This window comes from Mesorhizobium sp. M0954 (assembly GCF_040319155.1).
Lineage (GTDB): Bacteria > Pseudomonadota > Alphaproteobacteria > Rhizobiales > Rhizobiaceae > Mesorhizobium.
The window spans coordinates 43,197-63,178 of record NZ_JAMYNR010000021.1 but is presented as its reverse complement, the minus strand read 5'-3'; the positions used below and the strand labels follow the sequence as shown (position 1 = coordinate 63,178).

Sequence of the window (19,982 nt, the reverse complement as noted above, 5' to 3'; positions counted from 1 at the left end):
CGTCTCTGACCTATGATACCGATTGCGGGCTAAAAATACCGGGAGGCAGCGTAGAGTTTGAACACGCCGCTGATGCCTATCCAGCCGAAAAGGGCGAGCCAGCACAATGTCCCGGTCGCCGTCCAGTCGATCCGGTGCACCGCAGCGTCGGTGATGACGACGCCGAGGATGGCAAGCAGGCCAACCAGAAACTGCGCCAACCCGAGCACCAGCAGTTCCTCGCGCGGCGCGCTTCTCCAGACGAGATATATACCGCCCGCACCGGCGAGGAAGATGGCGCTGTAGACCTGAGCGTGGAAGGCATCGATCGGCCATGGCCAGATGCCACTGAATGTCAGGGGGGACAGCAACAGGCCGACGCCATAGAGCCCAAGGATCGCGGATTCCGCCGGCATGTAGCCGCGCCATGCGGGATTTAAGGTCACGCCTTTTGCAGAAGGACGGGCCCTGGCCCGCCACAGGAACAGCCCGGATACCGCGGCCGAAGCAAGATAGACCAAAAACCACAGCCAGGGCGCTTTGCGCTCGAAGTTGAAATAGCCGAGATTGATGAACGAAGCCACCGACACGATGACGGTGAAGATGAAGGCCATGACGAGCACGAGCCTGCCGGGCGACCAGCGATTCCAGACCAGCAGTGCCGCCATCACGACCATTTCGGCGGTGTAGAAGCCACCGAGGAAGCGCGCATTGAACGGCGTGACGGCCCAAGGCCAGCCCGATTTCACCAGCGCAGGCATGAAAAACAGGCCGGCGCCTACGATCAGGACGACGATGACCCCCGCAGAAAAAAGGCGCAGGACCGCGGGAAATGGCGGATTGTCTGATGTCGGCATGGGAGAAAATCCCAAAGATGAATGCTCCATGGACCATCATAGTGCTGCTTGCGGCCGGTTGAAATCCGCCGAATGGAAATTGAATGGTCACCAGGCTTGTCCATTCGAATGGCCGTACGGTCCGTTTCGAAGTAAGATGGAATACTCGGACAAAGATCGGTCCGGTCAAAACGCCTCGAGGTGCATTTTCCGGAGCCTGCACGATGAACGAAGCTCAGGATCTATTCTCACTTCTGCGACAATCGGCCGATGTCGATCCGCGGGCGATCGACGCGATCAAGCGAACCATCGCGGAGGGCGAGGACCGCGAACTTTGCCGCATCAATGCGCCAGCCTTCGCCAGCAAGCATGGCCTCGACGAGGAGCGCGTAATAGGCGCCTTTCTCCATGCGGCGCGGGTGGGCATCTTCGACATTTCCTGGAATGTTCTGTGCCCCGGCTGCGGCGGCGTGCTCGACACCAACGCCACGCTGAAAACCCTGCAAAAGGACGAATACACCTGCACGCTGTGCTCCGAGGGCTATTCACCGACTCTCGACGAGATGGTCGAGGTGACATTCACCGTCAGTCCCCGCGTGCGCAGGATTGCCGCACACAATCCACACGAACTGCCGGTGGCGGAATATTTCCGCCAGATCTACTGGGCGTCCGGCGTCGATCTGCCGGAAGAGGATTTCGTGAAAAAGCTGGAAGCGTTCTCGCTGGAGGATATCGAGCTTGCGCCCGGTGAAAAGGCGGTTCTGACCATACAGCTTCCGTCTGAATTCATCATCGTCTTCGAGCCGGTCACCCATTCAGCGCAGTTCATCGACGGGAAGGGCGAACCAACAAAGGAGCGCCGGAGCCTCTCTTTGGCCTTCGACCGCGACCATGTCCAGAACCAGACGCTGGAGATGCAACCCGGCCCGTTGCGCATTTCGCTGGAAAACCGGACCGACACCCGCGTGCTGCCGACAGTCTTCATCGCCGGCCAGACATTGCATGATTTCCTGGGAAAACGCCGGCCCTTCCTGACCGCCAAGCGCCTGCTCACCAACCAGACGTTCCGCGATCTCTATCGCACGGATACACTCGACATCAACCAGCGCCTGAAGATCACCAGCCTGACGTTCCTGTTCACCGACCTGCGCGGATCGACCGAGCTTTACGAGCGGGTGGGCGACCTTTCAGCCTTCGATCTCGTGCGCGAGCATTTCCAGGTTCTGCACGAGATCGTCACGGCGGAGGCAGGCGCGGTGGTGAAGACGATCGGTGATGCGGTGATGGCGACCTTCGCGACGCCTGATCGTGCGATTGCTGCAGCCCTCAGGATGCGCGATGCCATGCGTACGCTCAACGACAAGAGCGGCCGCGAGGATCTGCTGCTCAAGATCGGAGTCCATGCCGGCCCCTGCATCGCCGTGTCGATGAATGAGCGACAGGACTATTTCGGCCAGACGGTCAACATTGCTTCGCGGGTGCAGAACCTTGCCAACGCACAGGCGATCTTCGCCACTCGAGCGGTGGTCGACGACAATCTCACCGCCGATCTCTTACATAGGAACGCGCTGACGCCCGTGCCCCACGAGGTCTCGCTGCGCGGCATTGACCGGGAGATAGCAGTATACACGATCCCCTGAAGGCTTGGCCCCTGAAGAGTTGGCTCGTCCCGGCCCCTCACACGCGCCTACAGATAAAATAACGATCGGCGGCAATCGAAGGTGGCGGCGAGAGGCGTTGCAACTGCGGGTGATCGAGCGGCGTGCCGCTGACCGCGATGCCGCCGACGCGAAGCAGGCGCGCGGTCAGATCGGGAAGCCAGGTAGAGGTCACTGCATCGCGATCTTCATAGCCGGTGCCGATGTCGGCATGAACAAGAGCGGCGTCGATGCCAATGAACCTGCTCGCCGTCTCGCGTATTTCGCCGAGCACGAGGTTTTCAGCTTCGGGAATTGAGCTGGCGTGTGCGGCAAGTGCGCGATCGAACGCTACGATCCGGCGTCCGGGCAGGCGCTCGCGCAGATGGTGGAACGTCCGGCCATTGCCGAGGCCGAGCTCGAGCACGGGCCCCTCCATCTTCGCAACCTCGGCGCAGACATGATCGAGTATGTCGCGCTGTGCGGTCATCCTCCGGATGAAACTGTCAAGGCGACTCATGTGCGATTGTATGTCCAGAACCAGTTCACGAAATCAACTGCCCCCGACCAGAGCGTTTCGCGGCTGAAACCCAAGCCGACGAGCTAAACCCCGATCGAGTCTTGCCGCGTGTAGAGGCGAACGATGAACACTGCAACAAGCGAACAGGCTGCCGACAAGGATCATACCGGGTGGAATCGGCGGCGCAGCGCGCGGCGGAACAGCGATGTCATTTGTAGGGGTCCGCGGCGTCCCGCAACCCGTCGCCGAGGAAGTTGAACGCCAAGATGACGAGAACGACGGGGAGCATCGGCAAAAGCAGCCATGGATAGAACGCGATCACGCTGACGCTGCGCGCCTCGGTGAGCAGGATGCCCCAGCTGGTTATCGGTGCCCTCAGGCCGAGCCCGAGGAAGCTCAGCGCCGTCTCGCCCAGGATCATGCCGGGTATGGAGATCGTCGCCGTCGCGATCAGATGCGACATGAAGCCAGGAATGAGATGCCGCCCGATGATGCGGCTGCTTCTGGCGCCCATCAATTGCGCGGCCAGAACGTAATCCTCCTCGCGCAAAGCTAGAAGCTTTGAACGCACGGCCCGCGCCAGTCCGGTCCAGTCGAGCAGCCCGAGGATGACGGTGATGCCGAAATAGATCAGGATCGGACTCCAGGTTATCGGCATGATCGCCGCCAGAGCCAGCCATAGCGGAATGCTGGGGATCGATTGCAGAACTTCGATTATCCGTTGGACGATCAGGTCGAAGATACCGCCGTGATAGCCGGCCAGTCCGCCGATGACAATGCCGAGCAGGAAGCTGAAACTGATGCCGACGAGGCCGATTGTCAGTGAAATGCGGGCGCCATAGATGATGCGCGAGAGCACATCGCGCCCCAGCCTGTCAGTGCCGGCCAGAAAGAGCTGGCCGTTTTCGGCGGGGCAGACAAAATGCCTGTCACCTTCGATCAGGCCCCAGAACCGGTACTTATCGCCCTTGCAGAAGAAACGGATCCGCTGAACATCATCCTGTTTCTCGATGTAGTTCCGCTTGAGCGTGTCCATATCCAGCGTCATCTGGCGGCCATAGACGAACGGCCCGACGAACTCGCCGTTGTGGAACAGGTGCACCCGCTGCGGCGGCGAATAGATGTAGTCCATGTTGCGCGTGTGCAGATCGTAGGGCGCCAGGAACTCGCAGATCAGTATCCCGAAATAAAGCGCTGCCAGGAATATGCCGGATACAAGGGCAAGCCGGTGCCGACGGAATTTCCACCACATCAGCCGCAACTGCGACGCCTGAAAGACCTTCTCCTGCTCCGGCGTCATCGCCTCGACCGACTGCAGGTCAAAGGGCTCGATGGAAACGTAGTGTTGCAGTGGGGCACCCGGAGCGGGCAGCGGCGATTGCGTGTTCATTTGGTGCTGCCGCCTTGCAAACGAATTCGCGGATCAAGTAGCGCCAGCGCCAGGTCGGAAATCAGGACGCCGATGACCGTCAGGAAGGCGAGGAACATCAGGAACGACCCTGCGAGATACATGTCCTGGCTTTGCAGCGCCTTGATCAGCATCGGCCCGGTCGTTTCCAAAGACAGCACGATCGCCGTGATTTCGGCACCGGAGATGATGGCCGGCAGGATAGAGCCGATATCCGAAATGAAGAAATTGAGCGCCATGCGCAGCGGATATTTGACCAGCGCCCTGAAGGGATGAAGGCCTTTGGCGTGCGCGGTCACGACATATTGCTTATGTAGCTCATCGAGCAGATTGGCGCGCAGCCGCCGGATCATGCTTGCCGTGCCCCCGGTGCCGATGATCAAGACCGGAATCCAGAGATGGGCGAGGATCGATTTCGCCTTGGCCCAGCTCATCGGCTCGCCGAGATATTGCTGGTCCATGAGATGGCCGATAGACGTTCCGAACCAGATGTTGGCGAAATACATCAGGATCAGCGCCAGCATGAAGTTCGGAATCGCAAGGCCGAGAAGGCCGAAGAAAGTCAGGCCGTAGTCGCCCCAGCTGTATTGATGCGTGGCGGAGTACATGCCGATCGGAAAGGCGATGAGCCAGGTAAAGATGATCGTGACGAAGGAAACCAGCACCGTCAGCCACATTCGGTCCCCGACGACGTCGCGAACCGGCAGCTCATATTCGAAGGAATAGCCGAAATCGCCGTGCAGCATCCCGCCGACCCAGTAGAAGTAGCGAATGACCGGTGGCTTGTCGAAACCATATTCCTTGCGCATCATCTCGATGCGATCGGAATCCACCGCTTCGCCCTGAGCCCGAAGCTCGGCAACATAGCTGTCGAAATAGTCGCCTGGGGGAAGTTCGATGATCGTGAACACCAGTGCCGATATGACCAGCAGCGTTGGAACCATCACGGCGATACGCCAGACAAAATATCGAAGCACGCTCAGGACTCTCCAAGCCAGAATGTATCCGGCATATAGACACCGAAATAGGCGGTCGGGTCGTAGCCGTAGAGCGCCTTGTCAGGCAGATTGCGCAGCCGCGAGGATGCCAGAATCGGCTGATGCGTTCCGTTTACCGTGCCGATCGAAAACACCTGATCGGTATAGATCGAAAGCATTGAATTCCAGATCTCGGCGCGCTCCGTGGCTTCGGTCGATGCGTTCCAGCGCTTGAGTAAAGCCATCAACTCGACCACGGGCGGAAGATCGGGCGCTTCGCCGACCTTGCCACGGGACAAGTAGTGAGCACCCCAGAGCGGCCATTGCAGCTGGTCATCGACGGTGGGGGCGAGTTGGTAGGGGTTCATGTCGGCGGTCGGCACGCCATTGTCGATGCCCGACCACATCGACATCATGATCTGGCCACCAAGCGCGCGGCTGCGGAAGATGTCGCGCTGCGAAGTCCGGATGAACAGGGCGATGCCGATCTTGCGCCAGTGATCGGTGATGAGCTCGAGCGCGTCGGTTTCCAGCGTGCTTTCGCCGGCCGTTTCCACTACGAGCTGCGCCGGGCGTCCGTCGGGGAGTATCCGCAGGCCGTCATCGTCACGCGCCTGAAGCCCGACCTCGTCGAGCAGGGCATTGGCCTGGTCGGGATCATGGGCGACCCAGGCTTTCGCGAATTCCGGCCGGTAGAGCGGGCTCTCCGGCAGGACCGTATCGGCACTTTCCTGCGCCAATCCGTAGAACACAGCCAAATTGATCTCGCGCCTGTCCACAGCGAGCGAAAGTGCGCGGCGCACGCGCACGTCACGAAAAAGGCCACGCCACACCTGGTCGGCACAATTCAGATTGGGCAGCAGCGCCAGCCGCGAACCTTGTGTGCGTTTCCAGAGATGCATCTTCACCGGGTAGCGCTTCTCCGCATCCTTCAGGAAGGAGTAATCGGTGAAGTCAATTCCCATGCCTTGCAGGTCGCTCTCGCCCGCACCGGTCTTGGCGGAAATGATCGCCGACGAGCTGACATTCATGACAATCCGGTCGACATAAGGCAGTTGCCGGCCATTCTCGTCTATTCGATGAAAGAACGGGTTCCGCTCGAAGACGAACTGCTCAGCCGGCGGCTTGGTCCGGTTCTGCCAGGGATCGAGCGTCGGCAGTTCCGGGTTCTCCGGGCGATACTGCCGCGACATGCGGATATGCAAGAGCGTCCATTTCTGGGCCCGGTTCTCCTTCATTAGGCCGGCGAGCCGGAATGGATCTTGGTATTTCTTGTGGAACTGCTTGAGATAGGCGGCCGGCAGAACAAGCGATAGGGGCGAAGCAGCGGCGAGCTTGGGCAGGAAGTCGGGATTGGGCGCATCCCAACTATAGCGGACCGTCAACGGATCGACGATCTCGAAGCGTGGCGGCTTGCCGTCCGCCAGCAGGGCCGGGGCGAGCCCGCCTTGCGAAAGCTCATCGTTAAGCCAGACATCTTCCCAGCAATAGCGAAAATCCTCCGACGTCAGCAGGCTACCGTCAGACCATTTATGTCCTTCTCGTATCTTGAAAGTGAAGACACGATCATCCGCTACATCGAAACTTTCGAGAATGTCGGCTTGCAGGTTAAGCTTTTCGTCATAGCCGACCAGGCGAGCGTACCCGTAGATTGTCATCATCCGGATGTCTTTCTGGCTGCCGATGATCGTGCGCAGCGTGCCGCCATATTGGCCGGGCTGCCGGCCCATCGCGGCGAGATTCAACGCGCGAGGGCGCTTGGGCAGGCGTTCGGCGAGTGCCGGCAGCGCTCTGGCCTTCAGCTGCGGCTCAAGAAATTCCGGCTCCAGATCGCCGGCGCGCAACGTGCCCGGCAGAAATGCCGAAGCCATGAGTCCAAGGACGGTGCGCCGGCTGATCAATGGCGTAGCTCGCTGAAATCGGCCGAACGTCGGGCCAGCACGAGGTGGCCGCCGCCAAGATCGAGCGGCGACAGCATATCCTCGTCGCCCTCGTCGCGGAATTGCGGTCCCCATGCGCTGGTGTCGGAAGCGCCGCTGAGTTTCAGCGTCTTGAAATCCATCGGCCTGTCGAGATCGGGGAAAGGTACTGCGGCGACCAATGAGCGCGTGTAGGGGTGGACCGGTTTCCTAAGCAGAATTTCGCGCGGCGCGAGCTCGACGATACGCCCGCCGCACATCACCGCGATACGGTCTGCCATGTAGTCCACCACCGCGAGGTTGTGGGATATGAACAGGTAGGTCAGGCCCAGTTCCTTCTGCAGGTCCTTCAGAAGGTTCAGGATCTGCGCCTGGACAGAGACATCGAGTGCCGAAACCGGCTCGTCGCAGATCAGGAGTTCAGGCCCCAGCGCCAACGCGCGCGCGATGCCGATACGCTGACGCTGCCCGCCGGAGAAACTATGCGGATAACGCTTTATGAAGCGCGGGTCGAGCCCGATTGCCTGCATCAGGCTCTTGACCGTGGCGAGTCGGGACGCGGCATTGCCACGTCGATGGATTTCCAGCGGCTCGCTCAAAATGTTCTCCACCGTCATGCGGGGTGAAAGCGACGAAACCGGATCCTGGAATACCATCTGGATTTTCGCGCGCAGCATGCGCAGGGCGTCTCCCTCGGCTTCCAAGACGTCGATCGGACCATCGCGGCCATTGAAGATCACAGAGCCGCCGGTAGGGGTGACAGCCCGCATGAGGATCTTGCTGACGGTGGTTTTGCCGGAGCCGCTTTCGCCGACAAGACCCAGGCACTCACCCCGCCTGATATCAAAGCTCACGCCGTCCACGGCGCGAACAGAGGTTTGATGATCTCCGCCGAACCATCCGGACTTGCGGATCGTGAAGGTCTTTGTCAGATCGCTGACCGATAGCAGGAGGTCGTTCGGCCCCTTCGATGCCGGCGCCGTCTGCTTGCCGAGCAGGTTCCCGACATTCACCGGCACCTCGCGGAGCGCCTTTAGCCTTTCGCCGGGCTTCAGGTCGAAATGCGGAACGGCTGCCATCAGGCCCTTCAGGTAAGGGTGGCCCGGCCGGCGGAATATCGCCTCCACGGGTCCCGCTTCCATGATCTCGCCATGGTACATGACCACCACCTCGTCGGCGACATTGGCGACTACGCCAAGGTCGTGCGTGATCAGCAGCATCGCCATGTTCAGCTTCGTCTGAAGCTCGCGCAGCAATTGCAGGATTTGCGCCTGGATGGTCACGTCCAACGCCGTCGTCGGCTCGTCGGCGATCAACAGGGCGGGCCGGCAGATAAGCGCCATGGCGATCATGGCGCGTTGACGCAATCCTCCCGAAAGTTCAAAGGGATACATGTCATAGGCGCGCTTGGGGTTGGGAAAGCCGACAAGGCCGAGCATTTCCTCGGTCCGCGCCTTGCGCTCCACCCGGGCCATGGGCGTATGAATCTGCAGTGATTCGCTGACCTGATTGCCGATCGTATGCAGCGGCGACAGCGATGTCATCGGCTCCTGAAATATCTTGCCGATGCGGCTGCCTCTCAACGCCCGGATTTCGGTTCCGTCACGCGGCATCTGCAGGATATCCTGCGTCGTACCGGGCTTTTTTGGATCGGAAAACAGGATACGGCCGCGAACATGGGCTGTGTTCGGCAAAATGCCCATCACTGCCTGGCTGAGAACCGATTTTCCGGAGCCGGACTCGCCCACAAGCGCGGTAACCTTGCCGGGCAGGACGCGAAGATTTGCACGCCTGACAGCATGCAACGGTCCCCCTATAATGGCAAAAGAGATGCCAACATCCTCGATCCGCAGCAGATCAACGCCCAAATTCATTCTCACACCAGCCCCCACTCTGGCACGTCCAGAAGGCGAGACTAACGCATTGCCAGCCTAGAGCAACTTGGATTCGAACAGTCGCCAGTTCCCTGGCGGAACCGGCGACCGAACTGCATACCAAACGCGTTCGGATCAGATCGTGGCGGTTACTGGAGCTTCCTCGGGTCGCCCGCGGACGGCCGCGCGGCATTGCGATGAAGCAGCATGACCTGCTCGGCGTCCGATATTCGGTCGTAAATCGGCTCCAGCGCACCGTCTTCATCGAGTGCGAGAGCACCCGACAAATCGGGTGAAAGCACCGTTAGCTTCTGCCTGATGCCCGCCAGTTCCTCCATGCCGAGCGCCAGCCAGTTGTTGGCGCCGCAATAGCTGGCGAAGTCTTTGCTGGCGAGAACGCTGTGCGGATATTTCTTGGTCAGGGTCTGGAGGCGCTGGACCTCGTTTACAGCCGAGCCGAAGACAGAGAATGTGAGCCGGTCGGTAAGCCCGACATTGCCGAACATCACATTGCCGACATGCAGGCCGATACCATAGTTTATGTCGCTCAATCCCTGCTGCTTTCTGCGCAGATTGAGATCCATCATGCGCGCGGTGGCCTTGTGCGCTGCCGCAAGAGCAGCCTGGCAGGCGATCTCGGACTGCGAACGGTGCCTTGCGCAAGGGTAGACGGCAATGAAGCCATCCCCTATGAAACTCATGATCTGCCCGCCCTTGCGATTGAAAGGTGCAGCAGCGGCGTCGAAAAACTGGTTCAGCGTATCGATATAGACTTCGCGGCCGGAGGTTTCGGCAAGTCTTGACGACCCGCGCATGTCGCCCATGACCAGTGCCGCCCGGATTGTATCACCCTCGCCGCGCTTGATCTGGCCTTCGAGCACGCGCCTGCCGGCGTCGCCGCCGAGATAAGTGGTCATCATGTTGTCGGCAAGCTTGGTGAGCACCGCCATCTTGGTTGCGATAGCGAGATGGTTCTGGATGCGCAGCAGCGCCGAAATCATGCTGTCGCTGAAGCCTGCAGCACTGTCGGTGGACCAAGACCCGATCATGCCCTGACTGGTGTTGCCGCTGAAGGGATGGACAAAAGCCATGTAATCGGTGACGCCCATCAGCTTGAGGTCATCGAAAACAGGAAATTCCGACGGCACCGACGGGTCGAGCCGGCGCCGCAGATGGTCCAGCTTGTGGCTGAGCAGATGGTAGTATGGGCTGGTCAGGAATCTGTCGGAATGAACGCCGTTCTCCTTGCGGAAGCCTTCCACTTCCAGGCCTTGGCCGCGGAGCCAGGTGAAGCCGAGCGCGTCATAAAGCGGATGAAGCATCGAAAAGCTCAAATGCACCCGCTTCAACGGCAGGCCGGCAGCAGCCAGCCGTTCACAAAAGCCCCTTACCAATGTTTCCAGGTCGTTGCCCGCCAACGCCGATTGGGTCAGCCAATCGGCAACCTTATCCATGAGAATGGCAGAAATTTCTGCTTGCGCTGTGCTCATGCTATCTCGAAATCTCCTTGATCTGCCACAAATTCGCCGGCTCGGACGCCGTCAGGCCTTCACCACCGTCTCTCGGGCTAGCCCGAGGCGGCCAAAAACATTGCGTGTGTCGACGATCAGTAGAGCGTGATCCGCGATCGCCTGATAGTCGATCGCGTCGTGGTCGGTTGCAACGACGACAGCGTCGAAATCCTTCAAGGCCGCCTCGGTCAATTCGACCGAGCGACGCCCCTTGATCGCCATATGCTCCCGTGTGGCCGGGATTTCGGCAACATGCGGATCGTGGAATTCCGCCTTGCCGCCCCATTCCTCGATGAGTTCAATGAGCCGCAATGAGGGGCTTTCGCGGATGTCGGGCACATTCTTCTTATAGGCGAGCCCGATGATGAGAATGCTCGAGCGGCTGAGCGCCTTGCCGCAGCGCCGGTCCAGCGCCTTCGCCAGTTCATCGACCACATGACGCGGCATGGCCGTGTTGATCTCTGCCGCCAGCTCGATGAAGCGGGTCGGCAGTTCGTATTCGCGAGCCTTCCACGTCAGGTAGAAGGGATCGATCGGAACGCAGTGCCCGCCAAGTCCAGGGCCGGGATAGAAAGGCATGTAGCCGAAGGGCTTGGTCTTTGCCGCCTCGATCACCTCCCAGATGTCGATTCCCATCGCACCGAGCACGATCTTCAACTCGTTGACGAGGGCTACGTTGACCGAGCGGAAGATGTTTTCCGTCAGCTTGACCGCCTCGGCGGTCGCCGTGGTGGAAACCGGAACGACGGTCTTGACCACGCCATGGTAGAAAGCCTGCACGAGCGTCGCCGCTTCAATGCCGTCACCTGCCACGACCTTGGGGATCGTCGCGACTTCAAAGCTGCGGTTGCCGGGATCCTCGCGTTCGGGCGAGAAGCCGAGGAAGAAATCTATTCTCGACTGCAAGCCGGTTTTTTCCAGGATGGGCTTGATCACGTCGTCGGTGGTGCCGGGATAGGTGGTCGATTCCAGCACGATCAGCTGGCCGAAACGCAGATGCTTCGCGATGGTGCCTGCGGTGTTCCTGACAAAGGAGAGATCCGGCTCGCGGTGTTTCGTCAGTGGTGTCGGAACGCAGATGATGATGACATCGCAGACGGCCAGTTCGGCAAAATCCGCAGTGGCGCGGAACCGTCCGCTTGCCACCTGGCCGGCAAGAGCTGTCGACGTCACCGCCTCGATGTAGGATTGGCCGTTGTTCAGGCTCTCGACCTTCTGGCCTTCGATGTCGAAGCCGGAAACCGGGAAGCCGGCGCGTGCGATCGCAACCGCCAGCGGCAACCCGACATAGCCCAGTCCGATCACGCCGACTTGCGCGGCGCGCGTCGAAATCCGGGTCAGAAGACGGTCATATATCGATCGTGAGGCGTCCAACAATCTGCTTTCTGTTAATTCGGACAGGCCGTCCGCTTCCATGGTGAGGTTCACCGCTCACAAGAGCCCCGAGGCATATTGCGGAAAATCGATGTCCGCAAGCGTCAGGCCGGCACCTTCGCCTTAAGGCTTGCGGCAGCCATCGCATAGCCGCCGGCGGCGCCATCGATGAAATGAACGTGATCGCGCTGCAGCGGCGATGCGACGAGGCATGTCATCAAGGCCGATTTCTGGCGGTGCAGGCCATAGTTGCAGATGCCCGCCTCTTCCGCCTGTTTCAGCCGGTCCTCGATCCGTTGCAACACATCCGCGTCAACGTCGATGGTCATCTTCAAGCCATCGTCGAACTTCCGGAAATCCGAATTGCTGGCCACTTCGCGTTTGTAGATCTTCGGATCGAATCTGCCGATCGTCCAGCCATATCTATCCGTAACAGCCGTAAGCGTCATCAGGAACACTATCCACAGCTTCGACAGCCACCGCCGTCCTGCCGGCGCCGTGGCCCGCGCCTCGATATCGAGGCCGGCGGGCAGCAAACTGTAGTCCGGCCCGTTCACCGGCACCGGGTGGCCATCGCGTTCCTGCCTGCCGGCAAGGGCGATGATGTCGGAAACCAGAAACTGAAAACCGCGCAAGTCGCGCGACGCCCCCGGTATGGCTATGATCGAGACGATTTCGCCATGCCGGGCTTCGATCGGGTTCCAGCGACACGAGAGGCCGGTCAGGTCCGGCCGCGCGCCGGCCGGCGCAGGATCGATGCGGTAGCGCCCCGCTTTCATCTCGGCTTCCGCCCAACTGCCGCCACCTCCGGCGAACATGGCATAGAAGACCGCATCGGAGGCCTGGAACCTCGCCACGCGAACGTCGAGGCCTTGCGCTCTTATATCCTTTATCGGCACGATTGCGGCACGCAAGGTCAGGTCCAGTTCGTCCGCCACCCATCTCTGGACAGCCGCCAGCGCGTTGCGGGTGATCTCCAGCGCCGAGCCGGGAAACGCCACGAGCGCACCGTCGCCGCCGAAGACAAAGGGAAGATCTTGCCTACCCAGCGCATTGAGCAGCGCCGAAATGACGCTGGCACCGGCCATATTGACGGTTTTATAGCGCCCCGCCTCGATCGCCTTGGTCGAGCCGACGATGTCTGCGGTGGCCAGCGCCCAGCCATCGGGGAGAGGCCGATAGTTATCGATATCGGCAACGCTTTCGAACTTTGCGAAGACCGGCAGAGAAGCAACAAACGGATCGGACGCGGCAGCTGTTTCCATGAGTATCAGATAGCACATTCCAGTGCTTGAGGGTGAAGTCGATCATGCTTCGAATTTGACTTGCGCAGGCTTTCCGATGATAGGGTCCGGCGATGCGAATTGCCTTCTATGCGCCGCTGAAGTCGCCCAATCATCCCGTTGCCTCCGGCGACCGCCAGATGGCACGGATGCTGGTCAAGGCACTGGAGCATGGAAGGCATAGCGTCGAATTGGCATCCGAATTGCGCTTCTATCTACGCGAACCGGATTCGAAAAGTTTCGATGCGCTCAAGATCGAGGCCCGGGAGGAAGCCGCGCGGCTGGCAAGGCTTTGGGATCGTGACGGCAAGCCCGATCTGTGGTTCACCTATCATCCCTATTACAAGGCACCCGACCTGATCGGGCCCGAACTGGCGTTGGCCTTTGGTGTCCCCTATGTGACAGCGGAAGCCTCCTATTCGAGGCGGCGCAACACCGGTTTGTGGGCCGATACGCAAGCGTTGGTGGCGCGAGCCGTCGAACAGGCGGCGCTGAACATCTGCTTCACGCAAAGGGATCGTCAGGGACTGGCAGATGCGGTACCCGACGCCGCTTTCGGCATGCTTTCGCCCTTCATCGACACATCGCTATTCCGGGAAACGCCGGCGCGGGGTTGTCCGTCGCGCCTCGTTACCGTCGCCATGATGCGCCCGGGCGACAAAGTCGAAAGCTATGGCATGCTGGCGCAGGCGCTCGGTTCGATCGGTCACCTGCCCTGGACGATGTCGGTCGTCGGGGACGGACCTGCCCGCGAGGAGATCAAAGCGCAATTCGCCGGCTTGCCCGCCGACCGTATCGAATGGCTTGGCGCGATTGAGCCAGCCGCCGTGCCGGATGTCCTCTACAGTGGGGGAATTTACGTCTGGCCGGGTTTCGGCGAGGCCTATGGCGTTGCCTATCTTGAAGCACAGGCCGCCGGCCTTCCGGTTGTGGCTCAGGACATCGCCGGCGTGCCGGAGGTCGTGCGGGATGGCCAGGCCGGGTTTCTCACCCCGCCGGGCGATGTGGCGGCGTTCGCTTCTGCCGTTGAAAGGCTTCTGGCCCGTAACGACGAAAGATCCATCATGGCCGCAGAAGCCAGACGTTTCATCCTCGAAGAACGTTCTATCGGTGCTGCGGCGGCGCGTCTGGCCGAACTTCTTGCAAAGATCCCGGTCTCATGACATCCGATCAGATCTGGCAACCCTTGGTGGAGGAACTGGCGAGCCGGCAACGGGCGGACCGTAAGGCAGAGTTCTGGCTGCGCGACGATGACGCCGTGGATCCGACGCCTGCGCTTGATCGGTTGCTCGACCTCACCGGTGAATTCGCGGTTCCGGTGACTCTGGCCGTCATTCCCGCCCTGACTGACGAGAAGCTTGTCGTTCGGCTTGACGAGGCGCCGCATGCCACGGTCGCCATCCATGGCTGGGCGCACCGAAATCATGCGCCCGAGGACCAGAAGAAGCAGGAGCTCGGCGCGCATCGGCCACGCGAGGCGGTGCTCGATGATCTGGCTCGCGGGCTGGCGCACGTAACCGGCCTGCACGGCGCACGTGCTGTTCCGATGCTGGTACCACCCTGGAACAGGATCGACGCCGGCTTGGTATCCGACCTTGGATCGATAGGATTTTCGGCATTGTCGGTCTATGGGCCGCCAAGGCCGGCTTCACTTGCGGTCATCAACAGCAATGTCGACATCATGGATTGGCATGGCACGCACGGCTGCCGCGATCATGGCCTATTGGTTCAGGCTATCATCGCGCACTTGCAGCATGCATTCGATAGGGGCGAACCGGTGGGCCTGCTCACCCACCATCTCGTACATGATGAATCGGCCTGGCTCTTCCTCGAACGGCTGTTCACAGTCACCGCAAAGACTGAAGCCTGCGCATGGCTTCCGATCAGGACATTGATCGGGCGCAGCGCCGGTGGAACAATTCCAGGAAAGTGTGAACGGTTTCCGTCCGGAATTGCGTCAAGACAAAGAGATAGAGGAAAATAGCTCAGCGCTTTTTGCGCAATGAGACTGGAATGTTGAGCGTCTGGCCATCCCGCGCGGCAAAAGCGCCGGTAAACCTGTCCTTGGCCAGTTTCTGGATCTTGTCCAGTTCCTTGTCGGTGCGTGTCGGATCGTGGTGAAACAGCGCAAGCCTCCGCGCACCTGCCGCCTCACAGAGTTTGACGCCCTGTTGCCACGTCGAGTGCCCGTAACCGCGGCGGCGTTCCATTTCCTCCTCGGTGTAGGTGCAATCGTAGATGACAAGGTCGGCATCTTCGATCAGGCCGAGCACCGTCTGATCGAGTTTGTCCGGGTCGTGCTCAGTGTCTGTGATCACCGCCACGACGCCGCCACCCCATTCGACCCGGTAGCCTATGCAGCCGCCCGGATGCATAAGACTGCCGGTTCGGACCACCACCCCTTCGCGCGGGCGAAGCACGTTTCCGGATACGAAATCGCGATAGTCGAGGCTTGCCTTGCAGGCCTCCAATTTCACCGGAAACCACGGCGGCCGCATGAACTCATCGACCATCTGCCGGGTCGTCATGTGTCCTGCAAGATGCCCGGACCAAAGCGTAACCTTGGCGCCCCGGTCATAGATCGGCGCAAAAGACGGCAGCCCGATGATGTGATCGTAATGGCAATGGGTGAAAAGCAGGTCGAAATCGGTCACGCCCAACGCCTGAAGCGCCGCGCCGGCAGGCCGTAGGCCAGAGCCTGCGTCGAACAGAATCGTGTGCTTGCCGCATCGCATCTCGACGCAGATTGAGTTGCCGCCATAGCGAGAGAATTCTGGCCCTGATACCGAAATGCTGCCGCGGACACCCCAAAACCTGACCAGGAAAACGTTGTCGTCCATGCTACCCCTTCGCCCATCATATCCAAACAACTGCTGCTAGGCGAGACAGACAGGCTTTCTCCGGGTGATCTTCTCAGCGAGAGGACAGTGCCGCCACGACTGCGAGGATCGAGCGCACGTCCTTCGTTATTTGGCGCTTCGTGCGTCGATCAGATCCGCGGTCGTATGGCTTAGGCGATCGGCAAGAACCCGCAATATCTCGATGGTCATTTCCGGGAACTCCCTCATAAGCCTCAGGAAATGATCCTTGCGGATTCTCAGGGCTTCCAGCGGACTTGCCGCTCTGACGGTGGCAGTGCGGGAGCTGTTGCACAATATGGCGATCTCGCCAACGATCGAATTTGGCTCCAGTTCGGCAACTTTTATCGGTCCGCTGTCGGAATCGACAAGAATATCCGCTCTGCCTGAAAGGATGACATAGGCGGCGTCTCCCTCGTCGCCCTGCCGGAAAAGGATCTGGCCGGCGCTGTAGCTCACACGATCGGATGTGAACGCAAGCAGCTTGAGCTTTGTCGGCTCGATGGCAGAGAACAAGGGAACGCGTTGCAGCATTCCAACTTCATCCTTGAGCAGCATTGTCGCAAACCTTCCAAAATTCGCGTTTGCCAGACTAGAGCAACGGACGCCCCGATGGAATCAATTCTCTTTCCGGGATGGCGAGACAAACCACGCGAAAGGTGGCGAGCCCGATGTCGTGCACCGGCAGAATGATCCCAGCTGAATATCCGTTGCTCTATGACAACAGTTCCTTGAAGATACCGTTCCCTGCCAAAAGTGTCTCGTGTGTTCCGTCTTCCGCCAATTGACCCGAGTCGAAGACGATAACGCGATCGAACATCATCGCCATTGCCGGACTCGTCACGACCCACACAATTGCCGGCGAATGGCCGTCGCGCCTGGCTTCCTCGAGCACATTTCGCAGCACCTTATCCTGCATGCGCTGGTCGAGCGCCGATAGCGGCCGGTTGAGAATGAGAAAATCGGGACGCTTGAGCAAGGCTCGGGCAACATCGAGCTTCTGTCGCTGTCCACCGGTCAGCCGCCTGCCGCCGGAGCCGACGTTGAAGTCCAGGCCGACATCCAGAAGTTCGCCATAAAGCCCCAGTTCGTCAAGAATGTCATAGACGATGGAGCGTATGCGGTCGGGCGCGTCGGGATGATTGTTGCCCACACGCCCGAACAGGACATTATCCATGACGGTGGCCGCGGCAATGTATTTGGCAGGATCATACCGTTCGACCGCATTGTGCAGCTCGGGCGGCAGGTCTTCATAGAACCGGTTGCGTGCAGCGACGATCTTGCTCATCAGCTCGTCGCTCAGCAGGCCGAAGCGGTGCCGGGGCTCGATGTAGGCAAAGCTCAAGGTGACGATCATGGCGCGATCGTTTTCCGAAACCGCCTCGTAGGGACGGTTCTTGAGCCGTTGCAGCAAGGTTTCGTAGGCGGGTATCTCCTCCGCGCTCATGAAGGCGAGCTGCTGGAAGAACTGGTGATCGGGCGGCAGGTCGGCAAACAGCTCGATCGCCTGTTTGGCGATCTCCAAGCCCATTTCGTAGAGCGTTCGGTCGAGGCCGGCTTGCCTCAGCACGGAAGCAAAATAGGGATTGGCCGCCAGGGCCCTGTCGGCCAGTTCAGGGCCGGCGGCAGCGCCGAAGAGCAGGTTTTGGCCGATCGTTGCTTCCTTGTTGTAGGCGCCCGGTTCGAAAGGAACCACCAGTCCGCTCAGCCCCTCTTGTTCCAGCCGGGTCCGCAGCGCCGCACGCAGTTCGACGATCCGCCTGGCAAGCTCCGTGTGACGCGTGAGGTCGGCCGAAGAGCGCAAGCCGAGATCCAGAATGTCACGCGACAGAACAACCGCGTCGAGCACCCGGCGCACGGCTTCAAAGAGGTCGTGCGGGCCGGTAGCGCCAGCGGAAGCATAGTTGATCCAGTCGCTGTGGATATCAAGATCCGGATTGCCCGACCGGCGCGCCTCGTGAATGTTCCAGCGTTGCTGATCTGCCGCAGCACCGTCATAAGGCACCGATGTCAGCGGCGCATGCTTCAACCCGTAGAGCAGGTTGTCGCGGAGGCTTGCCTGGAACAGGAAAACATCCGACGAGGCATACGACATGCGCCGGCCGGTTACTGCTTCGGGGAGTTCAAGCAGGTCGTCGGTGCCCGAAGCGACCCTTCCGCTGTCCGGCCAGGTCAGCCGCGCGAAGGCTTCTGCAAGCGCCTCCGCTCCACCTGTTGCGGTACTGACCAGTGCCACCGTCTCACCCGGCTTGACCTGGAGGGAGATACGGTTGAGGAGCATTGCACCGCCATCGTCTGCTACGGACAGATTGATCGCCGACAGCGGCTTGGTCATCGGATCGGGATCGTCGATCGTCAATGCCCCGATTTTCGGCGCGATGAGACCCTCGACGGTGAACTGTTCAACGACCTGTTGATATTTGACCTGGACATCCTGCCGATCCTGATCCCAGTCGATCAGTTCCTTCATCGGTCCGGGCAGGTCCTTGTAGGCGCCGATCACGGCCACGAGCTGGCCGACGTCCAGCCGCCCCTCGAGGACCAGATACCCGCCGATCATGTAGAACAGAAAGGGCGTGAGCTGCGCGAGAAAATTGTTGAGGAACTTCACCATGAATTTCCATTGGTAAAGATCGAAGCGGATCTTGAAGATGAGCCCGAGCCGGGCAGCTATGTCGGCGCGCTCGTAGTTTGATGTATCGTGGACGTGAACCGCGCCGATGCCGTCGACGATTTCGCCAACCCGGCCCGAAAGCGCGCGCGCGGTCAACTGCCGTTGGCGCCCGAGCACGATCAGCCGCCGCCGCATTCGCGGGATGAGCACGATCTGGATCGCCACGATCACGACCGCTATCATTCCGAGCCAGACGTTCTGGATCATGATGAACAGCATGGCCGTCAGCGCTTGGCCGCCGAGCAGTACCGGCTGCAGGAAGGCGTCGCCGATGAAGCCGCCCAGCGGCTCCACCTCGTCCTTCACCATGGTCGCCACTTCGGCGGATTTCACCCGCTTGAAATAAACCGGCGGAAAACGCAGCACACGGTCGACCAGATCGAAGCGGATACGCCGCAGCATGCGTTCGCCGAGGCGGCCCTTGTAGGTGTTGATGTAGAATTTGAACAGGCCGTTGATGACGACTAGCAAGAGGAACACAAGGCTCAGGGCAAACAGGGTCTCCTTGCGGTCGAGCTGAAAACCGGAGAAGAACTGGACCTCTCCAACGAACGGCAGGTTATAGTGTAGCCTCATGAATGGCTGGGTCGCGCCCGGTTGCTCGAAGCCGCGACCTTGGATCGGTCCGTTGACGATCAGCTTCGGCAGGTCGAAGGACATGAAATACGGGATCATCGAAAGCACGACGATCATCAATATCCAGAGTTGCTGCTTCTTGGTGTGCGTCCAGATATAGCGGGCTAGGCTGGCTTCCATATGCGACTGTGGACCCTTCAGTTGGAAGGATGCAGGATGTAAAAGCACCTGCTGGCGAATGGCGTATCGGCAATTTCTTCATCGCCAACGACAAGCTTGAAGCTGCTGTGCACGGACATTGTCCTGCGCTCAACGATGCAAGAAACCTGCGAGGCGGCGCGATCCAGTTCCGACGCATGGTCGATGGCATCGACATGGGCATTGTTGATCGGCGAAGACAGCGGCTGGCCAAACGGTCCGCGGCTTTCGTAGGGCTTTGGCGAACAGCCGAGCGGCACGAGGCCGCAGCTGCGCGGCTGGTGCTGGCGGATGGACGCCGATGATCCGGACAGATGCAACAGGCTCTCTCCGGCACCGGGCAATAGCCAAGCGGCTT

At 60.2% G+C, this 19,982-nt stretch carries 16 protein-coding genes; 3 read left to right on the top strand and 13 right to left on the bottom strand.

The genetic code is table 11. The features are described from left to right. Positions 1-29: 29 nt before the first annotated feature. Entirely contained in the window at positions 30-836 is an 807-nt protein-coding gene (locus NKH93_RS24630) for a hypothetical protein (RefSeq protein ID WP_352972446.1), read from the bottom strand. Between the two features lie 203 nt (positions 837-1,039). On the opposite strand from NKH93_RS24630, the gene NKH93_RS24625 reads away from it, so the two are divergent. Then, positions 1,040-2,455: an adenylate/guanylate cyclase domain-containing protein gene (locus tag NKH93_RS24625; RefSeq protein WP_352921589.1), complete on the top strand. Its 1,416-nt coding sequence runs from the start codon at positions 1,040-1,042 to the stop codon at positions 2,453-2,455. A gap of 37 nt (positions 2,456-2,492) precedes the next feature. Here the strand turns inward: NKH93_RS24625 and NKH93_RS24620 are convergent, their stop codons facing one another. From NKH93_RS24620 to NKH93_RS24585, 8 genes are all read right to left on the bottom strand, one after another. After that, a complete protein-coding gene (locus NKH93_RS24620) occupies positions 2,493-2,972 on the bottom strand; it encodes a class I SAM-dependent methyltransferase (protein ID WP_352541938.1) in 480 nt (159 codons plus the stop codon). Positions 2,973-3,180: 208 nt separating this feature from the next. After that, entirely contained in the window at positions 3,181-4,362 is a 1,182-nt protein-coding gene (locus tag NKH93_RS24615) for an ABC transporter permease (RefSeq protein WP_352614641.1), read from the bottom strand. Beyond that, positions 4,359-5,357 (bottom strand): ABC transporter permease, encoded by a 999-nt coding sequence (locus NKH93_RS24610; protein WP_023675966.1) that lies wholly within the window; start codon positions 5,355-5,357, stop codon positions 4,359-4,361. Before NKH93_RS24610 ends, NKH93_RS24615 begins: the two co-directional genes overlap by 4 nt. A gap of 2 nt (positions 5,358-5,359) precedes the next feature. Further along, positions 5,360-7,258 carry an ABC transporter substrate-binding protein gene (locus tag NKH93_RS24605; RefSeq protein WP_023675965.1) on the bottom strand — a complete coding sequence of 633 codons (1,899 nt, stop codon included), beginning with the start codon at positions 7,256-7,258 and terminating at the stop codon, positions 5,360-5,362. After that, positions 7,255-9,150: an ABC transporter ATP-binding protein gene (locus NKH93_RS24600; RefSeq protein ID WP_352614644.1), complete on the bottom strand. Its 1,896-nt coding sequence runs from the start codon at positions 9,148-9,150 to the stop codon at positions 7,255-7,257. Before NKH93_RS24600 ends, NKH93_RS24605 begins: the two co-directional genes overlap by 4 nt. A gap of 149 nt (positions 9,151-9,299) precedes the next feature. Beyond that, positions 9,300-10,640 carry an adenylate/guanylate cyclase domain-containing protein gene (locus NKH93_RS24595; protein ID WP_352684409.1) on the bottom strand — a complete coding sequence of 447 codons (1,341 nt, stop codon included), beginning with the start codon at positions 10,638-10,640 and terminating at the stop codon, positions 9,300-9,302. 51 nt (positions 10,641-10,691) lie between these two features. After that, on the bottom strand, positions 10,692-12,035 hold the full coding sequence (locus tag NKH93_RS24590; RefSeq protein ID WP_352820746.1) for a nucleotide sugar dehydrogenase: 1,344 nt from the start codon (positions 12,033-12,035) through the stop codon (positions 10,692-10,694). 104 nt (positions 12,036-12,139) lie between these two features. Further along, positions 12,140-13,318: a DUF3095 domain-containing protein gene (locus NKH93_RS24585; RefSeq protein ID WP_352921592.1), complete on the bottom strand. Its 1,179-nt coding sequence runs from the start codon at positions 13,316-13,318 to the stop codon at positions 12,140-12,142. Positions 13,319-13,392: 74 nt separating this feature from the next. On the opposite strand from NKH93_RS24585, the gene NKH93_RS24580 reads away from it, so the two are divergent. Continuing rightward, on the top strand, positions 13,393-14,481 hold the full coding sequence (locus NKH93_RS24580) for a glycosyltransferase family 4 protein (RefSeq protein WP_352921594.1): 1,089 nt from the start codon (positions 13,393-13,395) through the stop codon (positions 14,479-14,481). After that, positions 14,478-15,302, top strand: a complete 825-nt coding sequence (locus NKH93_RS24575) for a polysaccharide deacetylase family protein (protein ID WP_352820751.1) — start codon at positions 14,478-14,480, stop codon at positions 15,300-15,302. Before NKH93_RS24580 ends, NKH93_RS24575 begins: the two co-directional genes overlap by 4 nt. Position 15,303: 1 nt before the next feature. Here NKH93_RS24575 and NKH93_RS24570 read toward each other — a convergent pair whose 3' ends face one another. From NKH93_RS24570 to NKH93_RS24555, 4 genes are all read right to left on the bottom strand, one after another. After that, positions 15,304-16,158: an MBL fold metallo-hydrolase gene (locus tag NKH93_RS24570; protein ID WP_352972442.1), complete on the bottom strand. Its 855-nt coding sequence runs from the start codon at positions 16,156-16,158 to the stop codon at positions 15,304-15,306. 126 nt (positions 16,159-16,284) lie between these two features. Continuing rightward, on the bottom strand, positions 16,285-16,734 hold the full coding sequence (locus NKH93_RS24565) for a cyclic nucleotide-binding domain-containing protein (RefSeq protein ID WP_023675957.1): 450 nt from the start codon (positions 16,732-16,734) through the stop codon (positions 16,285-16,287). Positions 16,735-16,891: 157 nt separating this feature from the next. After that, on the bottom strand, positions 16,892-19,606 hold the full coding sequence (locus tag NKH93_RS24560; RefSeq protein ID WP_352500819.1) for an ABC transporter transmembrane domain-containing protein: 2,715 nt from the start codon (positions 19,604-19,606) through the stop codon (positions 16,892-16,894). Positions 19,607-19,623: 17 nt separating this feature from the next. Then, positions 19,624-19,944, bottom strand: a complete 321-nt coding sequence (locus NKH93_RS24555) for a hypothetical protein (RefSeq protein WP_352972440.1) — start codon at positions 19,942-19,944, stop codon at positions 19,624-19,626. Positions 19,945-19,982 lie beyond the last annotated feature (38 nt).